Source organism: Streptomonospora wellingtoniae (genome assembly GCF_031845375.1).
GTDB lineage: Bacteria > Actinomycetota > Actinomycetes > Streptosporangiales > Streptosporangiaceae > Streptomonospora > Streptomonospora wellingtoniae.
In genome coordinates, this window is the sequence record NZ_JAVREK010000018.1 from 1 (window position 1) to 16,500 (window position 16,500).

At 74.8% G+C, this 16,500-nt stretch carries 17 protein-coding genes; 7 read left to right on the forward strand and 10 right to left on the reverse strand.

The annotated features are described in order from the left end of the window. Positions 1-169 precede the first annotated feature (169 nt). Entirely contained in the window at positions 170-934 is a 765-nt protein-coding gene (locus RM446_RS16510) for a phytanoyl-CoA dioxygenase family protein (RefSeq protein ID WP_311546211.1), read from the reverse strand. A 187-nt stretch (positions 935-1,121) separates the two neighbouring features. On the opposite strand from RM446_RS16510, the gene RM446_RS16515 reads away from it, so the two are divergent. Beyond that, entirely contained in the window at positions 1,122-1,511 is a 390-nt protein-coding gene (locus tag RM446_RS16515; RefSeq protein ID WP_311546212.1) for a hypothetical protein, read from the forward strand. Positions 1,512-1,551: 40 nt separating this feature from the next. On the opposite strand, the gene RM446_RS16520 is transcribed toward RM446_RS16515, so the two are convergent. Then, entirely contained in the window at positions 1,552-1,893 is a 342-nt protein-coding gene (locus RM446_RS16520; protein WP_311546213.1) for an MmcQ/YjbR family DNA-binding protein, read from the reverse strand. Between the two features lie 133 nt (positions 1,894-2,026). Between RM446_RS16520 and RM446_RS16525 the strand changes: the two genes are divergently transcribed. After that, positions 2,027-3,031 (forward strand): Gfo/Idh/MocA family protein, encoded by a 1,005-nt coding sequence (locus tag RM446_RS16525; protein WP_311546214.1) that lies wholly within the window; start codon positions 2,027-2,029, stop codon positions 3,029-3,031. 38 nt (positions 3,032-3,069) lie between these two features. On the opposite strand, the gene RM446_RS16530 is transcribed toward RM446_RS16525, so the two are convergent. Then, positions 3,070-4,017 carry an AraC family transcriptional regulator gene (locus RM446_RS16530; protein WP_311546215.1) on the reverse strand — a complete coding sequence of 316 codons (948 nt, stop codon included), beginning with the start codon at positions 4,015-4,017 and terminating at the stop codon, positions 3,070-3,072. A gap of 189 nt (positions 4,018-4,206) precedes the next feature. After that, on the reverse strand, positions 4,207-5,892 hold the full coding sequence (locus tag RM446_RS16535; RefSeq protein ID WP_311546216.1) for a CocE/NonD family hydrolase: 1,686 nt from the start codon (positions 5,890-5,892) through the stop codon (positions 4,207-4,209). A 531-nt stretch (positions 5,893-6,423) separates the two neighbouring features. Here RM446_RS16535 and RM446_RS16540 point away from each other — a divergent pair. Beyond that, positions 6,424-7,296, forward strand: coding sequence for a hypothetical protein (locus RM446_RS16540; protein ID WP_311546217.1), 873 nt, complete (start codon positions 6,424-6,426; stop codon positions 7,294-7,296). Between the two features lie 113 nt (positions 7,297-7,409). Here the strand turns inward: RM446_RS16540 and RM446_RS16545 are convergent, their stop codons facing one another. Beyond that, positions 7,410-8,774: a dicarboxylate/amino acid:cation symporter gene (locus RM446_RS16545; RefSeq protein WP_311546218.1), complete on the reverse strand. Its 1,365-nt coding sequence runs from the start codon at positions 8,772-8,774 to the stop codon at positions 7,410-7,412. Positions 8,775-8,921: 147 nt separating this feature from the next. Further along, a complete protein-coding gene (locus RM446_RS16550; RefSeq protein WP_311546219.1) occupies positions 8,922-9,467 on the reverse strand; it encodes a CGNR zinc finger domain-containing protein in 546 nt (181 codons plus the stop codon). Positions 9,468-9,555: 88 nt separating this feature from the next. Between RM446_RS16550 and RM446_RS16555 the strand changes: the two genes are divergently transcribed. Beyond that, positions 9,556-10,386 carry an alpha/beta fold hydrolase gene (locus RM446_RS16555; protein WP_311546220.1) on the forward strand — a complete coding sequence of 277 codons (831 nt, stop codon included), beginning with the start codon at positions 9,556-9,558 and terminating at the stop codon, positions 10,384-10,386. Between the two features lie 67 nt (positions 10,387-10,453). Then, positions 10,454-11,221 carry an SDR family oxidoreductase gene (locus RM446_RS16560; RefSeq protein ID WP_311546221.1) on the forward strand — a complete coding sequence of 256 codons (768 nt, stop codon included), beginning with the start codon at positions 10,454-10,456 and terminating at the stop codon, positions 11,219-11,221. Positions 11,222-11,260: 39 nt separating this feature from the next. Here RM446_RS16560 and RM446_RS16565 read toward each other — a convergent pair whose 3' ends face one another. The 4 genes from RM446_RS16565 to RM446_RS16580 all read right to left on the reverse strand — a co-directional run bounded on the left by RM446_RS16565 (position 11,261) and on the right by RM446_RS16580 (position 13,769). Continuing rightward, complete coding sequence (locus RM446_RS16565) at positions 11,261-11,908, reverse strand: TetR/AcrR family transcriptional regulator (RefSeq protein ID WP_311546222.1); 648 nt, start codon at positions 11,906-11,908, stop codon at positions 11,261-11,263. A gap of 8 nt (positions 11,909-11,916) precedes the next feature. Then, positions 11,917-12,612, reverse strand: a complete 696-nt coding sequence (locus tag RM446_RS16570; RefSeq protein WP_311546223.1) for a DUF4166 domain-containing protein — start codon at positions 12,610-12,612, stop codon at positions 11,917-11,919. Next, positions 12,609-13,232 (reverse strand): hypothetical protein, encoded by a 624-nt coding sequence (locus RM446_RS16575; RefSeq protein WP_311546224.1) that lies wholly within the window; start codon positions 13,230-13,232, stop codon positions 12,609-12,611. The genes RM446_RS16570 and RM446_RS16575 overlap by 4 nt, the downstream gene beginning before the upstream one ends. 120 nt (positions 13,233-13,352) lie before the next feature. Then, positions 13,353-13,769 (reverse strand): VOC family protein, encoded by a 417-nt coding sequence (locus RM446_RS16580; RefSeq protein WP_311546225.1) that lies wholly within the window; start codon positions 13,767-13,769, stop codon positions 13,353-13,355. A gap of 95 nt (positions 13,770-13,864) precedes the next feature. Here RM446_RS16580 and RM446_RS16585 point away from each other — a divergent pair, with 95 nt between their 5' ends. Continuing rightward, positions 13,865-14,449 carry a TetR/AcrR family transcriptional regulator gene (locus RM446_RS16585; RefSeq protein WP_311546226.1) on the forward strand — a complete coding sequence of 195 codons (585 nt, stop codon included), beginning with the start codon at positions 13,865-13,867 and terminating at the stop codon, positions 14,447-14,449. A gap of 102 nt (positions 14,450-14,551) precedes the next feature. After that, entirely contained in the window at positions 14,552-16,306 is a 1,755-nt protein-coding gene (locus RM446_RS16590) for a thiamine pyrophosphate-requiring protein (RefSeq protein WP_311546227.1), read from the forward strand. Positions 16,307-16,500 lie beyond the last annotated feature (194 nt).

Consider the following 16,500-nt stretch of genomic DNA (forward strand, 5'->3'; position numbering starts at 1 on the left):
CCCCGCCCGGCCGCCGCGGGCGTGCCCGCGGCGGCCGGGCTCAGCGACATCCACGTCGACATCCGCCCCGCCTTCGCCCGCGCCGGCCGGGTGCCTTCCCCGGGCATCCGGCCGGCGCGGGCGAAGGCGGGGCCCGCCCACCGGGGCGGGCCCTCGCCCAGGCCGCCGGCTACGCCTGGGCCAGCGCCTCCTGAACGGCGCGTTCCACCGGGGTAGGCACCGACGCGTCCAGGTCCAGGGGAGCGGTGGGCTCCAGCGGCGGCTGGGCGATGAAGCGCGGCGCCGTGCCGCGGTGGGGCTGGGCCGTGTGCACGAGGAAGGGGTGGCACAGGAACACGTCACCGGCCCGCCCCACGGCGTCCACGACCGGGCGGTGGGCGCTGGCCTCCACAGCCGCGCCGCACAGGTCGAACCACTCCCGCCCCGGCAGCTCCGAGAAGCCGTCCAGCAGCGGTGCGACGTCGCGGTGGGAGCCCGCGCGGATGCGCGTGGGCGCGTCGGCGGCGGCCACGTCGGTGAACAGGAACAGCATCAGCAGCGCCCGCCCGTGCGAGCGCAGCGTCACCCGGTAGCCGCCGCCCGCGTCGGAGCAGCCGGCGTCCAGGTGCCATCCGGCGTCGCCGGGGTCCTCGCTGCTGGGAAACCGCAGCGGGAAGGTGCCCAGCCCTTGCGGCGCCTGCCAGCGGCCCTCACCGGCGAGGCGGTCGTAGGCGGCGCGCAGCACGCCGGTGTTGGCGGCCTCGCGAAACGGCGCGCCGGACAGCCCCCCAACGCGCACCACCGGCCGGGTCCAGGTCGAGGGGTCCTCGGGGGCGCAGCCGCTGGCCTGCCACAGCTGTGCACGGCAGGCTTCAGTCACCGCCTCGGGCACGGCCCCGGGCAGCTGCAGAAAACCCTCGGCCACGAAGCGTTCGACGTCGGCGTCGCTGAACATTTCCCCCCTGTCGGCAGGTCGGCGCTGCGAGCGGAACAGCCCAAGCCCACCAGCGCCGCGCTCGCGCCCGCAACCGGTTTTCCCGCCACACGCGCCGGCGGTGCCCGGCCGGGCCGGTGTGGCCGGTGCGGCGCGCGGGCACAAGCCCTGCAGGCACCGCGGACCCGCCCGCCACGAGGAGGCGCCCATGTTGGTTCCCCGCCTGCTGGGGGCGGTGACGATCGCCTTCAGCGCCGCGATCATCGCCCGCCCGCGTCTGATGGCCCGCCCCAGCGGCCACGCCGGCCCCGACGGGCAGGTGCCGCACGACATCCGCCTGCTGATGTATGCCATCGGTGTGCGCGACATGGCGCTGGGCGCGCTGATGCTGTGCGCGCCCGGGCCCGCGGCCATGCGGGCGGCGGTGGCCGCGCGCATCGCCAGCGACCTCGGCGACGCCGTCGTCTTCGGCACCGGCCTGCCGCGCGCCGAGCAGCGGCTGAAGGTCGGCGCGGCCGCCGCCGGGTGGGCGGCGGTGTGCGCCTACGGCCTGGGCCACATCCCGTCCTCGGCGCCCGTGCGGCGCCGGCGCCCCTGACGGCGCCCCGGCCCCCCGGCGCTCGCCGGAGGGCCGGGGCTCAGCCGGCGTCGAACCGCTGCCGCAGCCGCACCGGTGCCTTGATCCGCCACGCCTCGGTCACCAGCTCGGCCAGTTCGCCGCGCTCGATCCGCTCCAGGTCCACCAGGATCGCGCCGTAGCCGTCGTAGTGCGCGGTGGTGAAGAACGCCGGATCGCCCGAGGCCAGCAGCGCCGCCTTCTCATCCAGCCCGCACATCACCACCAGGGCACCCTCGGCCTCGGTGCGCAGCCGCACGAACGACGCGCCGCGCACCTTCAGCGCCGGGGTGTTGTAGGAGGTCGACTCCTGCACCTGCGGAAGCGCGCTCCCCATCGCCACCACGTCGTCCCAGTCCGCCATCGCCCGTCCCTCCCGTTCCGCCCGCACTCGCCGCGGCCGCCCGCTGCACCCGGCCATGCCGGGCCCGTGCGGCCGTCCGCCCGCCGCCGCCCCGCCCCCGTTCGCTGCCAACCCCCTGGAATAGGCTGCTGCGGTGACCAACGACTTGTCCTCCTCTACCCCGGTGCGCTGGGGCATCCTCGGCACCGGCGGCATCGCCCACCGCTTCATGACCGGCCTGCGCGCCGTCGACGACGCCGAGGTCGTGGCGGTGGGATCACGCAGCGCCGCCACCGCCGACCGCTTCGCCCGCACCTGGGACATCCCCCGCTCCCACGCCACCTACGCCGAGCTGGCCGCCGACGAGGGCGTCGACGTCGTCTACGTCGCCACCCCGCACAACTTCCACCACGAGCCCACCGTCACGTGCCTGCGGGCCGGACGACACGTGCTGTGCGAGAAGCCGCTGGCCGTCAACGCCGGCCAGGCCGCCGCGATGACCGGCGCCGCCGCGAGCGCCGACCGGTTCCTCATGGAGGCCATGTGGACCCGGTTCGCCCCCGCCACCCGCAAGGTCCGCGACCTGCTGGCCGAGGGCGCCATCGGCGAGGTCCGCATGGTCCAGGCCGGAATCGGCGGCCGCATGGACTACGACCCGCAGGGTCGGCTGTTCTCCCCGGACCTGGCCGGCGGCGCGCTGCTGGACGTGGGCGTCTACCCCGTCGCCTTCGCCTCGATGGTGCTGGGCGATCTCACCTCGGTCCAGGCCCAGGCCCACAAGGCCCCCACCGGCGTCGACTCCCAGGTCGCGATGACGGTGACCGGAAGCGGCGGCACCCTGGGCGTGCTCAGCTGCTCGATCGAGGCGCCCATCCCGCGCCGCGCCGACATCGTCGGCACCCGCGGCAGCATCGCCCTGACCGACTGGTTCTGCCCGAGCGGGCTGGTACTGCACCGCGAGGGCGCCGACCCCGAGCGCTTCGACTACCCCCACACCGCCAACGGGTTCGAGTACGAGGTCATGGAGGTCCACCGGCGGCTGCGCGCGGGCGAGCGGCAGAGCCCGCTGATGAGCTGGCGCGAGAGCGTGCGCATCGCCGAGGCCCTCGACGCCGCGCGCGAGCGCATCGGCGTGGTCTACCCCGGCGAGCACGCCTGAGGCGCCTGCACCCGCCCGGCCGCGGCCGCGGCCGGGGCTCAGGGCCCGGCCGACGCCGCGCCGACGCGGTGCTGGGCCGGGCTGATGCCGTGCACCCGCTTGAACGCCGCGCTCAGCGCGAACGGGGTCGCATAGCCCACCCGCCTGGCCACCGCGGTGACGGTGGCCTCGGGGTCGCGCAGCAGCTGCGCCGCCAGCTCCAGGCGCCACCCCGTCAGATAGGCCATCGGCGGCTCGCCCACCGCCTCGGTGAAGCGGCGCGCCAGCGTCGCCCGCGACACCCCCGCGGCCGCGGCCAGATCAGCCACCGTCCAGGCCCGCTCGGGCGACTCGTGCAGCAGCCGCAGCGCCGGCCCGGCCACCGCATCGCTCTGGGCCCGGTACCAGCCCGGCACCGCGCGCTGCGGGTCGGCGAACCAGGACCGCAGCGCCGAGATCACCAGCAGGTCCAGCAGGCGGTCCAGGACGACGTCCTGGCCGGGCTCGTCGCGGTCCAGTTCGGCGTCGATGTCGCCCAGCAGCGGTGCGCTCCAGGCCCGCTCGTCCAGCACGGCCACCGGGGGCAGTGCGCTCAGCAGCCGGTGGCCGATCTGGGCGCCCATCCGGTAGGTGCCCACCAGCAGCCGCGCGTGGGCGTCGGCGCGGCTGCCCCACAGCCGCACCCCCAGCCCCAGCACATCCGAGAGCGGTTCGCCCCGGGGCGTGGTGCAGTGCTCTCCGGGCTCGATGAACACCTGCGGCGCGGTGCCCGGGGCGTCGGCGAAGGTGTAGGGGGCGGGCCCGCGCATCAGGGCCGCCCCGCCCACCGGGACCCGGCGCGGCTCGCCCTCGTCGGGCACCACCCAGGCCGCGCCGCGGCGCGGGGCCACCAGCGACAAGGGCGCACGGTCCCGCACGCGCACCGCCCAGGGCGGGTCCATGGCCACGCGGCACAGGAACGCCCCCCGCGCGCGGGGCCCGTCGAGCAGGCCGGCCAAAGCGTCCACACCGGAAGCCTAGACGGCGCGCGCCCGCTCAGCGACCGCCGGCTAACCGGACGGTCACCACCCGCGGGCACGTCCGAACCCCGCCGCTCGTGTCGCCATCGCAAACGGAGAACCGTTCTCCTTCACGAGGGCGACACGATCGGCTGCAGCGCCGGTCCATCCGCGCGGCTGCCCGGTCGCCCGGCACGCTCAGGGTGCCCGCAGCGGCAGCTCCAGCGCCGAGGGGTGCGCGCCCTCGTGCAGGATCCGCAGGTCGTTGGCGCGCATCGCGGTGCCCGACTGGTCGCCGGTGCCCAGGTTGCGCTCGTAGCGCGGGTGGGCGCCGCCGGTCACGAGCACACCCACGCGGTGGCCGCGGGCGAAGAGGTGGGCCGCGGGCCACAGCCGCACCCGCGCCCGGTACACCCGCCACGCGCCGCCCGCGCTGCCGGTGTCCGACTCCTCCTCCGCGCCGTCCCGGCCGGGGCCGCCGGGCTCCAGCCGCACGATGCCGTCGCACACGTGGTGCCACCGGCCCCGCGGGTCCACGTCGCACAGCCGCACGAACACGTCGCAGTGCTCCAGCGCCGAGGCGACGTAGACCTGCGCCGCAACCGGGCCCGCAGCCTCGACGGCCTCCTGCAGTTCGGGGCCGGTGAAGGCGGCGACGTCGGCGCGGCCCAGCAGCGGGCGGCTGTCCTTGGCGCCGCCGCCGAAGAGCACCGGACCGCCCACCGACGGCGTGGGATCGGCCGGATCGTAGCGCAGCGGGGTGGGCGCGCCCGCCTCGGGGCGCTGCCGGCCCAGCCGGCCGCCGGGGTGCAGGTACAGCGGCGTCGGCGCGCGGTCGGGCGGGGGCCAGGCGTCGAGGTCGCGCCAGTGCTCGGCGCCGCCCACCCAAACCCCCACGCCGCCGGCGGGCTCGCCGCCCCCGCGCAGGGCGTGCTCCAGCACGGCGAAGGCCTCGCTCATGTACGCCCGGGTGAACAGGCTCCACCCGTGCGTCCAGGGGCCGATGAGCAGCCGCACGCTGCGCCGCGCGCCGCTCTCGCCCGAGCGCAGCGCCGCGTAGCCGTCCAGCACCCCGGGCAGGAACGGGTCGTACCAGCCTCCGGCCAGGTGCACGACGGGCGGCAGGCGCTCGGCGTTGGCGGTGTGGTCCATGGCCTGCCACAGCTCATCGGGGCACCGGTGGGCGAGCCACTCCTGGAAGAAGTCGATCCTGCGCCCGGCCAGGACGCGGTCGGCATCGCTCACGGGCAGGCGGGCGTAGGCGCGCCGGCCCCGCAGCAGCGCCGGGATCAGGGCCGCGACCCCGCGCAGCAGGGAGGGGTCGCCGTCGGCGCGGCCCAGGGTGCTCATCTGCTGGGCCCACCGCAGCCAGTCGCCCAGCGCCAGGACGCCGCCGCGGTAGAGGAAGGTCGTATACACCTCCGGCGGTGCGTCCTGGATGAGGGCGGCGCGCCACTCGTCGACGGATTCGGTGCCCATCTGCCACTGGGTGTAGCCCAGGAAGCTGGCGCCCCAGGTGGCCATCGCACCGGGGAACCAGGACCGGGTGCGCAGCCAGTCCATGATGGCGCCCGGTTCGCCCGGGTCCAGCAGCCAGCCGCGGAAGCGGCCGCTGGAGCCTCCGGTGCCCGCGGTGCTGACGATCAGCACCTGGTAGCCGCGCTTGGCGATGAGCCGGGCCGTCCAGGCGCCGGAGCGGCGGCCGTAGGGGGTGCGCATCAGCACCAGGGGAGCGCGCTCGTCGTCGGCGGGGTGGTAGCGGTCGGCCAGCAGGCGGCCGCCGCCGGGAAGGGGGACCGCCAGTCCCCGGTGGGCGAGCACGCGCGAGCAGCGCACGGGCGGCAGGCCGGCCTTCCAGCCGGCGTCGCGGTCGGACCGGGGCACAGCGCCTCCTTCAAGCGGGGGGCGCCGTGCGGGGCGGCCCGGTGCGCGGTGCGCCCCGCACGGCGGCGATGACCGATGAAGTCTATCCGATTTTCAGGAATTTCTGAAGATTCAGAACTACGTGTGCGAAAGGTTGCGGACACCCCCGAACCGCGCCCGCCACGCCCGGGGCGAGCGCGCCCGGCCGCAGGCGCCGCCCGCCGATCCGCTGCGCTGAGGGCTCCGTGCGCCTGCACCGCAAGGTCCTGCCGCTCGGCCCGGGGCGCGACCCGGGCGGCGCAGGCCTGCCGGGGCATCCGGGCACAAACCCTCGCCGATCGGCACCCGCAGGGACGCGCCCGCGGCCCCTCGACCGGGTGCGGGCACCCGCGCCCGAGCAGAGGACCGGCGGTGCCCCGGCCCAAGCGGCCGACGCCGCCGCCCGCACCCCGCTCGGCTTTGGGACACCCTCGGTATCCGAAACGTCACCGGATCGGCGGCGCAATCGGCAATCACCCGCCCGGGCGCACCCGCCCCCGGTAGCTTCCTGCCATGCCCACCTCCGAGCACGAGATGCCGCTGGGGTTCCTGCGCAACCGCCCCGAACTGGCGGCACTGCTGCTGGAGCGCTCCTTCGGGATCTGCGTCCCCGACCACGACGAGACGCATCTGGCCTCAGGCGACTGCACCGACAACCAGCCCAAGGAGTACCGTCCCGACGGCGTGGTCGTGCTCAGAAACGCGGGAGTCGACCGGCTGGCGGTGGTGGCCGAGGTTCAGCGCCGACCCGATGAGCGCAAGCGCTACTCCTGGCCGGTCTACCTCGCCACGCTGCGCTCCCGCCTGGAGTGCCCCGCAGTACTGCTGGTGATGTGCCCCGAGCCCGCCACGGCCAAGTGGGCCGGCGAGCCCATCGACATGGGCCACCCGCACTGGCACCTCGTTCCGCTGGTCCTGGGCCAGGACCGGATGCCGGTGGTGACCTCCGTGGAGGAGGCCGTGGCCGTGCCCGAACTGGCCATCCTCTCGGCGCTGGCGCACGGCGGCGAGGACATGGGAACCATCGTGGCCTGCGCCGAAGCTCTGGATTCCGTGCCTGCGGAACTGTTCAAGCTCTACTATGACTTCGTGGCCACGGCGCTGTCCGGCGCGGCTCGACGGAATTGGGACGAACTCATGCGAACCACTGAGAGCTACCAGAGCGAATTCGCCCGCAAGTACGTGAGTATCGGCGAGGCCAGGGGCGAAGCGAAAGGCGAGGCCAAAGGCGAGGCCAAGGCCGTGCTGCGGGTGCTGGCCGCGCGCGGGGTCCCGATGCCGCAGGAGGCGCGCGAGCGCATCGCCTCCTGCACCGACCTCGACCGGCTCGACACCTGGCTGGACCGGGCCGTCCTCGTCGACTCCGTCGACGAGCTGTTTGGCTGAGGCTCTCCGAAAAGGCCGCCGCCGGGACCGACGCTCCCCCGGCCTGCGGCGGCCGCCTGCGGTCGGCGGCGCGCGCGGATCAGGCGCCGCCGACCGCCGGTGTGCGTGTGCCCTCACGCGCCCGGGGGCGGCGCCGCATCGTCGGCCGGACCCGGTGACGCGGCGCCGGCCCGCTCGCGGGGCGCGGCGCCCGCGGCCCGGCCGGAGCCGGCGGCCTCCTCGGGCTCGTGCATCATCCCGCGCTCGGTGCGGGCGATGATGCGGGTCCCCGTCAGGTCCCCGGTGACGTTGCACATGGTGCGGACCATGTCCAGGATCGCGTCGATGCCGGCCACCAGCGCCACCGGCGCGAACGGCAGCCCCGCCTGGGTCACCGCCAGCGAGAGCATGATCAGCCCCGCCCCCGGTACGCCGGCCGTGCCGATCGAGGCCAGAACGCCCACCAGCACCACCATCAGCAGCTGGCCCACGGTCAGCTCGGCTCCGGAGACGTTGGCGACGAAGACGGTGGCCGCGCCCACGTAGATCGCCGTACCGTCCATGTTGACGGTGGCGCCCAGCGGCAGCGTGAACCCGTAGACGCCTTCGTCGACGCCCATGCGCCGGGCGGCACGGGTGGAGACCGGAAGGGTGCCGCTGCTGGAGCGGGTCGCGAACGCCGTCACCATGGGCTCGCGCGCCGCACCGAAGAAACGCCGCAGACCGATCCCGAACAGCGCCATCAGCCCGACGTAGACGGCGATCTGCACCGCCACCCCGCCGTAGACCACGCCGGTGAGCTTGGCCAGCGGCAGCAGCGCATCGGTCCCGGTCTCGGCCATCACCACCGCGATCAGCGCGAACACGCCCACCGGGGCGTACTGCAGCACGCCGCGCACGATGAGGAACACCAGCTCCACGCCCGCGTCCACGCCGCGGCGCAGCAGCTCGCCCAGGCCGCGCACGCGCTCGTCGGTACTGGCGCGCATGAACGCCAGCGCGATCCCGGCGGCGATCGCGGCGAACATCACCGCCAGCACGTTGCCTTCGGCCAGGGCGGCGAAAGGGTTCTCGGGGATGACGCCGAGCAGGGTCTCGGTCACCGGCGGCGCCTTCTGCGGGCTCTGCTCGGCCTGGCCGGGCGCGGCCAGGCCCGCGCCGGGCGAGACCGCCAGCGCCAGCAGGATGCCGACGGTGATCGCCACGGTGGAGGTGGCCAGGTAGAACACCAGGGCTTTGAGGCCGATGCCGCCCAGCCGGGCCGGACTGATGGAGGAGACGCCGGCGATCAGGGTGAGCAGGACCAGCGGCATGACCAGCATCTGCAGCAGCCGCAGGAACACCTCGCCCAGCGGCGCCAGCGCGGCGGCGGGTTCGCCCACCGCCAGCCCGGTCACCGCGCCGGCGGCCAGGGCGATCGCCAGCTTGTAGATGAGCGGGAAGTCGAGGTAGCGCCGCCACAGGGATCGCCCCGGCGCTCTCGAAGTGTGCTCGGCCATGGAAACGTCGTCCTTTGCGCTCGTATACGCGGCGGCGGGGGTGTGCCGCCTCGCCGGGGTGACTTCCCGCGGGCGGGGTCCGGGCACCGCCGGCGCGCGTATCGCAACCGATGCTTTACATCCGGTAGCGGCCGGGCACGGGCGGGCTCAGCCGCGGCGGGTGCGGTAGGAGCGCATCTTGTGGCGGGCGCCGCAGATCTCCATGCTGCACCAGCTTCCGGAGTTGGCGGGGGAGCGGTCGTAGAAGACCCACCGGCACTCGGGTGCGGCGCAGACCTTCAGCCGGTCGCGCCGCCCGCCGATCTCGGCGGCGGCCACGGCGGCCAGTACCGCGGCGAGCAGCCCTTCCGCGCCGCCGGCGTCCTCGGCGGCGGCGCCGATCAGGCGCGGCGCCGGCTCCTGGGCCCGCCAGCGCGGCGGGCCCAGCAGGGTGTGCGACTCCGCGCTCAGGCGCCGGCGGGCCGGGCCCGCCTCGCGGCCCTGGAGGTGGTCGCGCACCGCTTCGCGCACCGTGCGCAGGCGCTGGGCCTCGCCCGGTTCCACGCCGCCGGCCGCGAAGCCCTGCCCGCCCAGCCAGGCGCGGGCGCCCTCCGGCTCGGCCAGCGCGTCGGTTCCGCGCAGGAACGCGGCGGTGTTGCAGAACGACTCGACCAGGGCGAGATCGCCCGGTGCGGGGGGACGCGTGTAGACCATCCCACGATGTTACCCCCTCGCATTGCGTACCGGTAACTGCTACCGTTACTCCCATAACCGACAAGCAAGTAACGAAAGGGGAGGGGTCATGACCGACACCCCCGCTACCGCACTCACCGAGACCTTCCAGGCACCCAACGGCCGCATCGCCTGGACCCGCATCGGAGAAGGCCCCGCCGTCGTCCTCATGCACGGCACCCCCTTCTCCTCCGCCGTCTGGCGCGACATCGCCACCGCCCTGGCTCCCCACCACACCGTCTACCTGTGGGACATGCCCGGCTACGGCCGCTCCCAGATGCACCCCGACCAGGACGTCAGCCTCGCCGCCCAACAGCAGGCCTTCACCCGGCTACTGCAGCACTGGGACCTCGACGCCCCCGCCGTGGTCGCCCACGACTTCGGCGGAGCCGTCGCCCTGCGCAGCGCCCTGCTCGACGGCGCCTCCTACAGCCGCCTGGCCCTGGTCGACGCCGTGAGCCTGCGCCCCTGGGGAAGCGACCTCTTCCGCCTCGTCGCCGACAACCCCGGCGTCTTCTCCGCCCTGCCCGCACCCATGCACCGCGCCCTGGTCGAGGCCTACATCGCCTCCGCCGCCCACCGCCCCCTGCGCGCCGCCGACGCCGCCGAACTCGCCGACCCCTGGCTCGGCGCGACGGGCCAGTCCGCCTTCTACCGCCAGATCGCCCAGGCCGACGAGCGCCACACCGCCCAAATCGAAGGCGACCTGCACCGCCTGCCCATGCCCGTCACCGTCCTATGGGGCCAGAACGACACCTGGCTGGCGCCCGCCACCGGCCACCGCCTTGCCCGCGCCATCGGCCACGCCCGCCTGCACACCGTGCCCGGCGCCGGCCACCTCATCCAGCACGACGCCCCCGCCCAGCTCACCGCCCTCATCACCGAATTCCTCCACCGCTGACCCGCCGCCGGTAGCGGGCGGAGAAAACCCGGTGCGCCGCGGCGCGGCGGCGACGAAGATGGCGCCCATGCACGCCCACACCGCCACCCGCCCGGTCGCGCTGGTCACCGGGGCCGGGCGCACCTCCAACATCGCCGCCGCCACCGCGCGCACCCTCGCCGCCCACGGCTGGGACGTCGCCTTCACCTACTACCGCCCCTACGACGCCCGCATGCCCTGGGGCGCCGAGGAGGGCGCCGCCCGCGCACTGCACGCCGCCATCACCGAATACGGCGCCCGCGCGCTGGGAGTGGAGGCCGACCTGGCCGACCCCCAGGCCCCCGCCCGCCTCATGGACACCGTCGCCGACCGCCTCGGCCCCGCCACCGCACTGGTCCTGGCCCACTGCGAATCGGTCGACTCCGGCCTGCTCGACACCACACCCGAGAGCTTCGACCGCCACTTCGCCGTCAACACCCGCGCCGCCTGGCTCCTCATCCGCGAATACGCCCTGCGCCTGAAAGCGCCCCACGGCGCCGGCCGCATCATCGCCCTCACCAGCGACCACACCGCACACAACCTGCCCTACGGCGCCAGCAAGGGCGCCCTGGACCGCATCACCCTGGCCGCGGCGACAGAACTGGCGCACCTGGGCGTCTCGGCCAACGCCCTCAACCCCGGCCCCGTCGACACCGGCTGGATGAGCGCCGAACACGCCCGACAGCTGCGCAGCGCCACCCCGCTCGGCCGGCTCGGCACCCCTCAGGACTGCGCCCATCTCATCGAGTTCCTCTGCTCAGCCCGCGGCGGCTGGGTCAACGGCCAGCTCATCACCAGCAACGGTGGACTCGCCTGAACCCCGCCCGCACTCGGCACCGGGTGCGCGCAGCAGCGGCTACCCCCGGCTCGTGGGCGCCGCCCCGCCCCGCCGCAGCCGGGCCCGCAGCGCCCGCTGCGCCAGCGGCCCCATCTCCTCCACCACGGCCGCCGCCAGCGCCAACTGCTCCAGCGACGCCAGCGCCCGCTCGGCGCCGGCGGAGTCGGCGCCCTCATACAGCTCCAGCCCCACGAACCCGGCCGCCATCGCCCGCGCCAGCCCGCCGACGTCCACCAGGCCGGCCATCGGCCCGCCCGAAAGGACCCGAGCCAGCACCTGCTCCAGCTCGGCGATCCACAGCTCCAGCCCCGCCGCGGTGGCCTCGGCCAGGCGCGGGTGGCTCTGGGCGCCCGCCAGCAGCTGGCCCAGCGTGGCCACGTGCCCGGCCGCCCGCTCCTCGGCGTGGACCACGCGCCCCAGCTCCACCAGCTCGTCCAGGCTCGCCACGGCCGCGAACCGGTCGCGGTAGCGCGCCACCCGCTGCCCGGACCCGTAGCGGCACGCCTCGGCCAGCAGGTTGTCCACACTGCCGAAGTGGTAGAAGACCAGGCCCTGGTTGACCCCGGCCGCCCCCGCGATGGTGCGCGCCGACGCGCCGGCGATGCCGTGCTCCACCAGGGTCTGCAGAGCCCCGGCGAGCAGCCGGGTGCGGGTCTCCTGGCTCATGGGCCGAACTATACGCGCTGCTCCTCGCGCACCGCCCGCAGAGCGGCGCACCGGCCCAGCGCGGCCGCGTCGGGGTAGTCGGCCTCGAACCACCCCTCATAGCCGAACAGCGGCCCCACGACCGGGTTGTCCACCGCCACCGCGACGCGAAAGCAGCCGGCCCCCTCGTCATAGGACTCGCGCACCCGCGCCCGCCCCGCCAGCGCCGCGGGCAGGCCCGCGTCGAGGGGGCCCTCGCGCAGCCGGTGGCGCCCCGACTCGATCAACAGCTCCCCGCCGGGGCCCGCCGCGACGTGCAGGTCGGTGGCCAGATGCTGGTGGGTGCCCAGGTAGTCGACGATGCAGCCGCGCTCGGGGCAGTAGACCATGTGGGCGTCGAAGCGCCGCCGGCGCCGGGCGAAGGCGAAGCTGCGCACGAACGTGAGGGCCTCGCGGCCGAAGGAGTCGCGGTAGGGCGCGTTGACGATGGTGAAGGGAACGTTCTCCTCGGCCTCGGGCACCAGGACGTGGCGCAGCGCGCCCAGCGCCAGCAGCGGCCGCACCGGCCACCGCCCGTGCCAGACGCGGTGCATCATGCCGCGGCCCACACAGGCACGTCCCGTGGACAGCCCCGCCGAGAAGCGGTACTGCAACCGGGGGTGCAGCCGGTGGAAGTCGGCGCCCAGCGCGCGCACGAACAGCGGGGGAGTAGCGGGGGCGCTCATCGCAGCACCCCTGCCTGCCGCGCGCGCGGGCGCGGCAGGGGAGCGGCGGCAGCGCCGCGCCGCGGGGACGCCGCGCGGCACCGGCAGCAGGATTGCCGCTGCAGCCAAGGCGGCCGCCGCCCAACCGGGCAGCGCCGGCGCCGCGGCCGCAGCCGCTCGGGGCCGGTGCCGTCCTCGCACCACAGCCGCAGGCGGTCGAAGGACCAGGCGGTGGCCCAGCCCATCAGCGGCCCCGCGACCCAGGCGTCGGCCGCCCGGCCGACCCGGCCCCACCGGGGGCGGTAGCGGTAGCCGGTGGCGAAGCCCACCCCGCCGGGGCGCGGCGTGTAGCGCCAGTGGCCGCCGCCGGCGGCGACCGGGCTCAGCGGGTGGTCGGAGGAGAACCGCAGCGCCGAGGTGCGGGTGCCGTCGGCGCGGGTGCGCTCGGCGGCGGTGCACCCGGTCCCGGTGATCACCACCCCGCCCGGCAGGCGCGTGGTGCAGGCGAAGCGCTGTGCGTGCTCGGCTTCTCCGTCCAGCCCGGCGATGGAGGAGAACCGCAGGTCCCAGCGCGGGCTGGGCGCGCTCGCGGGTACGGCGCCACACCGTCTCCATCGGGGCGGCGATGGTGGTCTCCACATACAGCAGCACGTCCGACCTCCCGGCACAGGCGTTTTGAGCGGTCGCTCAAACGGCAGCTTAAACCGATTTGAGCGACCGCTCAAGAGCAGGCGCCGGGCGCGACCGCCGCCGGGTCCCACTCAGAACCCGTGGGCGGCCAGCCACTGCGGATCGGCCTCCACCATCTGCAGCACCTCCACCACCACCCCCTCGGGCGCCCGGACCTGGAAGCGGCGCTGCCCCCACGGCTCGGTGACCGTCTCCAACGCGAAGTCCGCACCCGCGCCCCGCAGACGCCGGGCCTCGGCGTCCACGTCCTCGACCAGGAACGCCACCATCGCCCCCGCCACCGCCCGCCCACGCAGCCCCTCGGGCAGGGACTCGTGGTCGCACTGCACGAAGTCCAGGCTCACCGACGGCAGATCGGGCGAGGCCGTATTGACATACCAGCCGATGTCGATGTTCACGCCGAAACCGAAGTGCTCGGCGAACCACTGCGCACACCCGGCCGGATCCTGCACCGACAACGCGAATCCGACCAGATTCTTGGTCTGCATACGACTCCCTCCATCGACTACTGCACGCATAGTACTATGAGAAGAGTACTCCACATGAAGTGGTTTTCTGGCACGAGAACAAGGGAGCACCCGACATGGCCAGAACCAACCAGACCCGCCGCCGCGCACTCCTGGACGCCGCCATCGACGTCCTCGCCGCCCAGGGCGCCCGCGGCCTCACCTTCCGCGCCGTCGACACCGCCGCCGCCGTACCCCCCGGCACCGCCTCCAACTACTTCCCCGACCGCGACACCCTCCTCGCCCAAACCGGCGCCCACGTCCACATCCGCCTGGCCCCCACCCCCCACCGCATGGCCGAACTCACCGCACCCGCACCCACCCGCGAAACCGTCCGCACCGCCATGCACGACCTCTTCGACCGCATCACCCGCGACCCCGCCGGCTACATCGCCCTCCTCGAACTACGCCTGGAAGGCATCCGCCGACCCCACGTCCGCCACGCCCTCACCGCCGCCATCAGCACCAACATCACCGACAGCATCGCCTTCCACGTCGACGGCGGCTACCCCGGCGGCCGCCGCACCGCCGTCGCCCTCTACCTCGCCATGAGCGGCCTGATCGTCGAACGCCTCACCCTGCCCGACGCCTGGCAGGAGACCGGCTTCACCCGCATCATCGACGACCTCGTCGACACCGTCACCCCCACCCCCGACCCCTGACCCCAGCCCAGCGCCACCCGGGACGAAACACCCGCCCCGCCCACCCCCACAAGCACCACACCCCGGCCGAACACACCCGCCCCGGATGCTTCACTGGTCGCCATGGACACCACGCCCTACACCACCAGCACCGCCTTCCTCGAAGCCCTCACCGAAACCGGCGTCGACTACGTCTTCGCCAACCTCGGCAGCGACCACCCCGGCATCGTCGAGGCCTACGCCCACGCCCGCGCCGACGGCGACGACCACCGCTTCCCCCGCATGATCATCTGCCCCCACGAAAGCGTCGCCTTCTCCGCCGCCCAGGGCTACGCCCAAACCACCGGGCGCCCCCAAGCCGTCATCGTCCACGTCGAATGCGGCACCCAGAACATCGGCGGCATGCTCCACAACGCCGCCAAAGGCCGCACCCCCGTCCTCGTCTTCGCCGGCGCCTCACCCTTCACCCAGTACGGCGAACACACCGGCAGCCGCAACGAGTTCATCCAGTGGATCCAAGACGTCCACGACCAGCGCGGCATCGTCCGCGGCTACACCAAATACGACAACGAGATCCGCACCGGCGCCAACGTCAAACAACTCGTCCACCGCGCCATGCAGATCGCCACCAGCGAACCCGCCGGACCCGTCTACCTCGTCGGCGCCCGCGAGGTCATGGAGCAAAACCTCGACCCCGCCCACGCCGACGACCCCCGCTACCACCTCCAGCGCACACCCCCCGTCGCCCCCGCCGCACTCGACCCCCACACCACCGACACCGTCGCCCGCGCCCTCGCCCACGCCGACAACCCCCTCATCGTCACCTCCTACCTCGGCCGCGACCCCCGCGCCGTGCCCCAGCTCGTCCACCTGGCCGAACAACTGGCCATCCCCGTGCTGGAGTCGGTGCCCATGCGCCTCAACTTCCCCGCCGACCACCCCCTCCACGCCGGCTACCAGTGGAACACCCAGGAGCCCACCCCCGCCCTCGCCGAAGCCGACACCGTCCTGGCCCTGGACACCGACGTCCCGTGGATCCCCCTGAGCAACCCGCCCCGCCCCGACGCGCGCATCTTCGTCATCGACACCGACCCCCTCAAAGAGCAGATGCCCCTGTGGCACGTGCCCGCCGAGACCTTCTCCCGCGCCCAGGCCCGCACCGCACTGGACCAGCTCTCCACCCACATCGACCACACCGGTCTCGCCGACGGCGACGCCGTCGCCCACCGCCGCACCCGACTGCACCGCCGGCACGCCCGGCGCCGCGCCGACGCGGCCGAACGCGAGCAGCCCCGCCCCGACACCATCACCCCCCAGTCCCTGGTCGCCCACCTGCGCGACCTGCTCGCCGCCACCGAGCAGGACGCCATCGTGCTCACCGAGGCCATCTCCAACTACCAGACCGTCAACGAGCACCTGGGCGCCACCCGACCCGGCAGCCTCATCGGCTCCGGCGGAGGCTCCCTGGGCTGGCACGCCGGCGCCGCCATCGGCGCCAAACTCGCCCACCCCCGCAGCCTGGTGGTCAGCCTCGTCGGCGACGGCTCCTTCCTGTTCGGCGTGCCCTCCTCCACCTACTGGGTCGCCCGCCGCTACAACACCCCCACCCTCACCGTCGTCTTCGACAACCGCGGCTGGAAGTCGCCCAAGCTCTCCACCCTGGGCGTGCACCCCGACGGCGCCGCCGCGGCCAACGACGACTTCAACACCGGTTTCGACCCCGAAGCCGACCTGCCCGGCATCGCCGCGGCCGCCGGCGGCGCCTGGGGCCGCACCGTCGACCGCCCCGACCAGCTCGCCGGCGCCCTCGACGAGGCCGTCGCGGCAGTGCAGGGCGGCAGGTCGGCCGTGCTCAGCGTGCACGTGCCCAAGGTCTGACCGCCGCGCACCGCGGGGCGAGGGAGCCCGGGGGCCCGCAGCACCCGGCCGGCGCGGCCGCCGACGACGCCCGGCACTCTTCCGACCTGCGCGCCGCCGAACTGCGCGAAAGCGGCGTCGAGAGCCGCACCGCATGGTCGCCGACCCGACGCGCCGGCCCTGCCCACGCCCGAGCGGCCCGGGGGAGTGCGGCC